Genomic DNA, 7,207 nt, shown 5'->3' with positions numbered 1-7,207 from the left:
CCCGGCGGTCACGGCGCAGGTGTTCACCACGACCGCGCCGCCCACGCCCGCGGCGGCCGAGAGCCCCTTCATCGCCTCGGTCGCGTAGGCGTTGAGCCGGCAGCCGAGCGTGTGGAAGACAGGGGCGCGCCGGTCCATCACAGCCCCTCGAGGAACTGCGCCGTCAGGACGCCCGAGAAGACATGCGCCGTCGGTCCCGTCATCCAGACGCCGGTTTCCCGCCACTCCACGAGGATGTCGCCGCCGTCGAGCGTGATGCGCACCTTGCGGCCCGTGAGCCCGCGCCGCGCCGCCGCCACCGCTACCGCGCAGGAAGAGGAGCCCGAGGCGAGCGTGACGCCGACCCCCCGCTCCCATACCCGCATCCGCAGGTGGTCGGGGCCGAGGAGGCTGGCGAACTGCACGTTGGTGCGCTGTGGGAACAGCGGGTGAACCTCCGTCTCCGCGCCGCGCGCGGCGAGATCCACCGCCTCGGCATCCTCGACGAAGAAGGTGCAATGCGGGTTGCCCATCGAGGTCGCGACCGGATCGCCCGGCAGCGGCAGGTGGAGCGTGTCCGCCTGCTCCGCCAGCGGGATCTCGCGCCAGTCCGTCATAGGCTGGCCCATGTTGACGGAGGTGAGTTCCGCCCCCACGGCCCGCGCCTGCAGGAGGCCGCGCTCGGTCCTGAGCGTCAGCTCCGCGACGCCGCGCGCCTCCATCTCGTGGCGGGCGATGCAGCGCGTGGCGTTGCCGCAGGCCGCCGAGAGCGAGCCGTCCGCGTTGAAAAAGGTCAGCTTCAGGTCCGCGTCGTCCGTGCCGTCCCCGGGCTCGATCACCGCGAGCTGGTCGAAGCCGACGCCCCGGTGCCTGTCCGCCAGCGCGCGCGCCAGCGCGGGCGTGACCGCGCGCGCGCTCACCCGCGCGTCGATCACGACGAAGTCGTTGCCCAGCCCATGCATCTTCATGAAGGGCAGGCCGGAATGGCGGGCGACGTCAGACATGCGCGCGCGTATACACGGGCGGGGCGCGGCTTTGAATAGGCTTCGGCATTGGCCCTTGACGCCCAGGGTCCGCCTGCGTAGGAAGCCCCCCTGAGCGGGCCCGTAGCTCAGTTGGTAGAGCAGTTGACTTTTAATCAATTGGTCACAGGTTCGAATCCTGTCGGGCTCACCACCTTTTCCCCGCCGTTCCAGCCGCCTCCCGGACACGCTCGCCGTCGTCCGCGACCAGCCGGCTCACGATCTCCGTCCGGCTCCTCAGCTTGTTCGGCTGGAGATGGGCGTAGCGCTGGGTCATCGCGGTCGAGGAATGGCCGAGCAGTTCCTGCACCTCGTAGAGGCTGACGCCGTTGTTGATCAGCAGGCTCGCGAAGGTGTGCCTCAGGTCATGGATGCGCACCTCGGGCAGGCCGGCGATGTCGCGCGCCTTGAAGTAGGCGATGTGGAAGCTGTTGTAGCAGGTGCCGGTCCGCGGGTTGGGGAAGATGTAGTCGTCGGGCCCGACGGGCAGGCCCAGCTCGCGCGTCCGCCGCTCCGTCCGCTCCAGCACTTCGATGGCCGCCGCGCTCAGCATGATCCGGCGGGACCGCCCGCTCTTGGTCATCGGCACGCGCCAGAGGCCGGTGGCGAAGTCCATGTCGCGCCACTTCGCGGTCCGCGCCTCGCCCTTCCGCGCGCCGGTCAGCAGCAGGAAGCGGATGAAGAGCGCGAGGTAGGGGTGATTGATCCGGTCGCAGGCGGCCATCAGGCGGCGGATCTCGTCTTGCGACAGGAACCGCTGGCGATAGTCGCCCGTCGGCAGCTTGCGCAGGAAGGGCGGCGCGCGCACCCCCTCGGGCAGGGCGCCCCAGTCGCGCGAGGTGCGCAAAAGGCGGTTCACCAGGATGATGTGCTTGTTGATCGTCGTGTTCTTCAGCTCCTGCTGCACCTGCCGCCGGAGCCAGGCGTTGAGCGCGAGCGGCGTCATCTCCTCCCACCGCATCGGCCCGAGCGTCTCGCGCAGGTGCTTGTCGTAGGTCAGGAGCGTGTGGCGGTGCCTGCGCGTCGTGGCCGCGCAGTGCGGATAGTAGTGGTCGTCGAAGAAGGCGTTCAGCGTCTCCGCGGGCGCGCAGAACGAGAACCTCCGCTCGACCGAGGAGAAACCGGGCTCGACGCTCATCTGTGGGACCGACATCGCTGGTTTTCCTTTCAGGGTCTTCTTGGGCGTCCGGGCGCGACAGGCCGCGCGCGAACAGCGCGGCGCCTTCCGACGGCCGGATGAGCACAGGTTGGTGGGTGTCCCGCGGACGATCCGGAAGGCCGCCCGCCATGCAGGTGAGGAAACGTCCGAGCGAATGCGATCCGGGGTACTGGCGGAACAGACAGCCGGGCGCCGGATGGGGATCGGTCCAAATATTTTCCGGCGTCAACGGGTAAAAAAATAGTCTGAAATTCGAATTATTGCAAGCCGGATTCAGAATAGCAGTATCTTCGCTACGACTGCCCTTGTGGCATTCTCGGGCGCTGCGGTTGCCGATATCGACCTGGAAGGCAACGCCCAGATGGGTATCCAGGGCGGGTCCGGCGCGACCACCCAGTTCGTTCAGGACATCGACATCACCTTCAAGCTGTCCGGCACCGCCGACAACGGCCTTTCCTTCGGCACCGAGATCGACCTCTCCGAGGATCCGGGTGCTGTCGGCACCAATGACGGGGGCATCGCGATCTTCGTTTCCGGCGATTTCGGCCGGCTGACGATGGGCGACACCGACGGCGCGCTCGACTGGGCGATGCAGGAAGTGAACTACAACGGCGCCGGGTCGATCAACGGCAACCACGACGGTCACCGCGGCTACAACGGCAACTCGGGCCTCGACGGAATCTACGACGGCCAGATCCTGCGCTACGACCATGCGTTCGGCGACTTCAAGTTCGCGATCTCGGTCGAGATGGACGACAACACGGCCCCCACGGGCGGCTTCACCTGGCTCGATGGCACCGTCGTCATCGTTCCCGGAGCCAACAACCCCGGCGTGACCACGGACCCGATCTGGGGCATCGGTGCGACCTACGGCGGCGAGTTCGCCGGCGGCACGTTCGGTGTCGGCATCGGTTACCAGTTCTCGAACGACATCGCGACCAACCCCGGTAATCAGGGAGTGTCGGTCCTTGGCCTCTCTGGTCATGTTGCGCTCGAGAGCGGCCTCTCCGCCGCGGTGAACTACTCGGTCTTCGACACGGACGGCGACCAAGGGGTGCATTGGGGCATTGGCGCGAGCTACGAGTTCGATGCCATCACGCTTCACGCCAACTACGGCCAGTATGACTGGGACGTCGCTTCCGGTCTTGCGGACGCAAGCGGCTACGGTCTGTCCGCGGAATACGACTTCGGTGGCGGTCTCGCGGCCCAGTTCGGCTACGGCTACGGCGAAGTGGGCCCGGGCACCGGCGCCAGCAGCTGGTCGTTCGGCCTCAACATGAAGTTCTGATCCGACCGGATCGCGTAACGAGTATCGAGCGGGCCTAGTGCCCGCTCTTTGCTTTTCTCCGGAGGAGACCGAAATCGGGTAGGACCAAATCCGCACGTTCACTCAAGGAATTCGATTATCGAATTTTCCAATAATCTCGATTCCACCACTCAATTCACTCTGCCGACACCTCATGGCGAAGGCATCCGGCGAGTCAAAGGTCGTATTCGTTAAAATAAAATTACCTCCAGCAGCCGAATTGAGCGTGTGGCCAGGGCCCATCGCGGCGGGCGCGCGGTCGCGCGGCGCGCATGGCTGCGGCGACCCTCCCGTCGGCAGGGCGCGACCCCCCGTGCGTCCGCCGCCCCGGCCCCGCCCCGCGTCGCGATTCCCGTCTGCCCGGTCGCTTTCCGGTGGGGATTTCCCGCGCGATCCGTTATCCCGGCGGCCATGTTCCTCAGCGTCTTCGACATCTTCAAGATCGGCGTCGGCCCGTCCTCGTCCCACACGATGGGGCCGATGACGGCGGCGGCCCGCTTCCTCGACGACCTGCGCTCCGGCCGCGAGCGGGAGCCGGGCGCGGGCGAGGTGGCCGCCCTCGGCTGTTCGCTCCACCGTTCGCTCGCCTTCACGGGGCGCGGCCACGCCACCGACCGCGCCGTGATCCTGGGGCTCTGCGGCTTCCTCCCGGCCACGCTCGACCCCGACCGGGCCGAAGCGCTGGAGGCCGAGGTGCGCGCGACCGGCATGGTCACGCCGCCGGGCCTGCCGCCGCTGCGCTTCGCGCCGGCGAACGACCTCGTCTTCGACTACGACCGCACGCTTCCGGGCCACGCCAACGGCCTGGTCCTGCGCGCCTTCGACGCGGCCGGGAACCTCTACATGGAGGAGACCTACTATTCCGTCGGTGGCGGTTTCGTCCTGACGGAGCGCGAGCTCGCGCGCGAGGCGCATGGCGGGGCGGATGCCTTCCACGACGAGAAGGCGGCGGCGGGCTATCCCTTCCCCTTCGGCTCGGCGGCCGAGATGCTGGCGATGGGCATGGCGTCCGGCAAGAGCATCGCCGAGATGAAATGGGCCAACGAGACCGCGCGCCTGTCGCCGGGCGAGGTCCGCGCGGGCCTCGACGCGATCTGGAGCGCGATGGACGACTGCATCGGGCGCGGCTTGAGGATGGAGGGGGAACTGCCCGGCGGCCTCCGCGTGAGGCGGCGCGCCAAGCACATGCACGAGCAGCTCCTCGCCGAGCGCGGGCGCAACATCGCGCAGCCGCACACGGTGAACGACTGGCTTTCCGTCTACGCCATGGCGGTGAACGAGGAGAACGCGGCGGGCGGACGTGTCGTGACCTCGCCCACCAACGGGGCGGCGGGCGTCGTTCCTTCGGTCCTGCGCTACTACCGCGACCACTGCATCGGCGCGACGGAGGAGGGGCGGCGCGTGTTCCTGCTGACCGCCTCGGCCATCGGCGGCCTGATCAAGCACAACGCCTCGATCTCGGGGGCGGAGGTCGGATGCCAGGGCGAGGTCGGGAGCGCGTCGGCGATGGCGGCGGCGGGCCTCTGCGCGGCGCTCGGCGGCACGAACGAGCAGATCGAGAACGCCGCCGAGATCGCGCTCGAGCATCACCTCGGCATGACCTGCGATCCTGCGGGGGGACTCGTCCAGGTGCCCTGCATCGAGCGCAACGGCCTCGGCGCGATCAAGGCGGTCTCGGCGGCGTCGCTCGCGCTCAGGGGCGACGGGACGCATTTCATGCCGCTCGACAACTGCATCGAGGCGATGCGCCAGACCGGGCTCGACATGTCGACCAAGTACAAGGAAACCAGCCTCGGCGGGCTCGCGGTAAACCTGCCCGAGTGCTGAAGCGGGCTCAGGCCTCGCAGACCTCGGGCTCGATGTGGCCGCGCCGCGCGAGAAGACGCGCCACCAGGAGGCACGCCACCGCCCAGCCGGCGCCCGCCAGCCAGCCCGCCGCCACGTCCGTCGGCCAGTGAACACCGAGATAGACGCGGCTGACGCCCACGATCAGCGTCAGCAGGATCGCCACCGTGAGGACATAGGCCTTCTGCCGCCGCTCGGGCAAGACGCGCGCGATCAGGACGCCGAGGGTGAGGTAGGCGACCGCCGCCATCATCGAATGGCCGGAGGGAAAGCTCGCCGTGTAGACGAGCGCGCCATGCGGGACGAGGTCCGGCCGGGGCCTGTCGAAGACCTCCTTGCCGATGCTCGAGAGGGCGATGCCGCCGCCCGTCGCTGCAAGGAGATACAGCATCGACCCAAGCGAGCGCCGCACGAGGAAGAACCCGGCGGCCAGCAGCGTCACCCCGGCGATCACACCGGTGCCGCCGAGCGCGGTGAAGTCGCGCCCCATCTCCTCGAGCCAGGGCGGGCCGAGGGGGTCCGAAAGGTCGCCGGGCACCCTCAGCGCGAGCAGGAGGTCGCGGTCGAGGTTGCGCGTGGCGCCCTCGAGGACCTCATCGGTCAGTTCCGCCAGCGCCCAGACCGCGAGAATGGCCAGCGCGAGCAGAACCAGCACGCCGATCTCCACGTTCCGGCGCAGCGCGTCGAACAGGGTGCGCAGCGGGCGGTCAGGCATCGGGCTGGTACGGGTCCGGGTGCATGGCCCACAAACCCGGAGGCGCGCGCGGGGTTCCGGTCTCAGGCCTCGCGCATCGTGTCGCCGGGCAGGAACTGCGGCGTCAGGCGCACGATCTCGTCGGTCAGCGCGTTGGCGGCGACCAGCTCGGCCGCGCGCCGCCCGATCTCGCGGCGCTGGCTGTCCATGGTGGCGATCCGCATGGGAAGCCCGTCGAGAACCTCGAAGGAGTTGAAGCCGGCCATCCCGATCCGGGCGGGGATGTCCATGCCCTTCTCCAGACAGTAGAGCAGCCCGCCCGCCGCGTTGATGTCGCTGTTGTAGTAGAGAAAATCGAGGTCGGGCGTCCGCGTCAGGATCTCCTCGGTCATGCCGCGCCCGGTGCCGAAGCCCGAGGTTCCGGCGTAGAGGCAACTGTCCGCCAGCGTCAGCCCCGCCTCGGCCAGCCCCTGCTCCAGCCCTTGCCGGCGCTTCTGCGCGCGGTGGTCCTTGATCGAGGACGAGCCGCAATAGCCGATCCGCCGATAGCCGCGCGCGGCGATCTCGCGCGCCATCTGGCGCCCGGCCTCGACATGGCTGATGCCGACGCAGGCCGCGACGGGGTCGCCGTCCACGTCCATGACCTCGACGACCGGAATGCCCGCGTTGGCCATCATGGCGCGCGCGGCGTCGGTATGCTCGAGGCCCGCGACGATCAGGCCCGAGGGCCGCCACGAGAGCATCTCGTAGATCACGTGCTCCTCGTGGTCGGCATCGTATTTCGAGGTGCCGACGACGGGCTGGAGCGGCGTCCCGTCGAGGACGGCGCCGATCCCGTCAAGCACGTCGGGAAAGACCATGTTGCTGAGCGAGGGGATCACCACGCCGACGAGGTTCACCCGGTTCGAGGCGAGCGCGCCCGCGATCTTGTTCGGCACGTAGCCGAGCGACCGCGCGGCCTCGAAGACCTTGTCGCGCGTCTTTTCCGAGACGTCGCCGCGCTGCCGCAGGACGCGGCTCACGGTCATTTCCGATACGCCCGCGGCCTCGGCCACGTCGCGCAGCGTCATCTGGGGCTTGCCGTCGAAGGGGTTGCGTCCGCGCAAGTCTGCTGTCCGAATGAGAGCCGGTGGCCCTTGATACGCCGCGTCCGCGAGCCCCCGCAACCCGGGCCGCCGCGCCGCCGCGACGGGCCGCGCCCC

Annotated in this window: 6 protein-coding genes, 1 tRNA gene and 1 pseudogene; 3 read left to right on the top strand and 5 right to left on the bottom strand. The window is 68.9% G+C overall.

Annotated features, from left to right (window positions below; translation table 11 throughout):
- Positions 1-138: pseudogene (locus ACTS11_RS07855) on the bottom strand (tRNA (N(6)-L-threonylcarbamoyladenosine(37)-C(2))-methylthiotransferase MtaB); the annotation flags it as partial.
- On the bottom strand, positions 138-983 hold the full coding sequence (gene dapF / locus ACTS11_RS07850; protein WP_442639769.1) for a diaminopimelate epimerase: 846 nt from the start codon (positions 981-983) through the stop codon (positions 138-140). The gene dapF and the pseudogene ACTS11_RS07855, both read right to left, overlap by 1 nt.
- Before the next feature lie 96 nt (positions 984-1,079).
- Between dapF and ACTS11_RS07845 the strand changes: the two genes are divergently transcribed.
- Positions 1,080-1,155: transfer RNA gene (locus ACTS11_RS07845), tRNA-Lys, on the top strand.
- Here the strand turns inward: ACTS11_RS07845 and ACTS11_RS07840 are convergent.
- Positions 1,150-2,154, bottom strand: a complete 1,005-nt coding sequence (locus tag ACTS11_RS07840; protein WP_442639768.1) for a tyrosine-type recombinase/integrase — start codon at positions 2,152-2,154, stop codon at positions 1,150-1,152. The two genes, ACTS11_RS07845 and ACTS11_RS07840, sit on opposite strands and share 6 nt — an antisense overlap.
- Positions 2,155-2,410: 256 nt before the next feature.
- Here ACTS11_RS07840 and ACTS11_RS07835 point away from each other — a divergent pair, with 256 nt between their 5' ends.
- Entirely contained in the window at positions 2,411-3,448 is a 1,038-nt protein-coding gene (locus ACTS11_RS07835) for a porin (protein WP_442639771.1), read from the top strand.
- Positions 3,449-3,877: 429 nt separating this feature from the next.
- A complete protein-coding gene (locus ACTS11_RS07830; RefSeq protein WP_442639767.1) occupies positions 3,878-5,293 on the top strand; it encodes an L-serine ammonia-lyase in 1,416 nt (471 codons plus the stop codon).
- A gap of 7 nt (positions 5,294-5,300) precedes the next feature.
- Here ACTS11_RS07830 and ACTS11_RS07825 read toward each other — a convergent pair whose 3' ends face one another.
- Positions 5,301-6,026, bottom strand: a complete 726-nt coding sequence (locus ACTS11_RS07825; protein WP_442639766.1) for a phosphatase PAP2 family protein — start codon at positions 6,024-6,026, stop codon at positions 5,301-5,303.
- Positions 6,027-6,088: 62 nt separating this feature from the next.
- Positions 6,089-7,075, bottom strand: coding sequence for a LacI family DNA-binding transcriptional regulator (locus ACTS11_RS07820; protein WP_442639770.1), 987 nt, complete (start codon positions 7,073-7,075; stop codon positions 6,089-6,091).
- Positions 7,076-7,207 lie beyond the last annotated feature (132 nt).

Origin of the sequence: Roseicyclus sp., from assembly GCF_052168335.1 — a bacterium.
Lineage (GTDB): Bacteria > Pseudomonadota > Alphaproteobacteria > Rhodobacterales > Rhodobacteraceae > Roseibacterium.
This window is presented reverse-complemented; position numbering and strand designations above follow the sequence as displayed.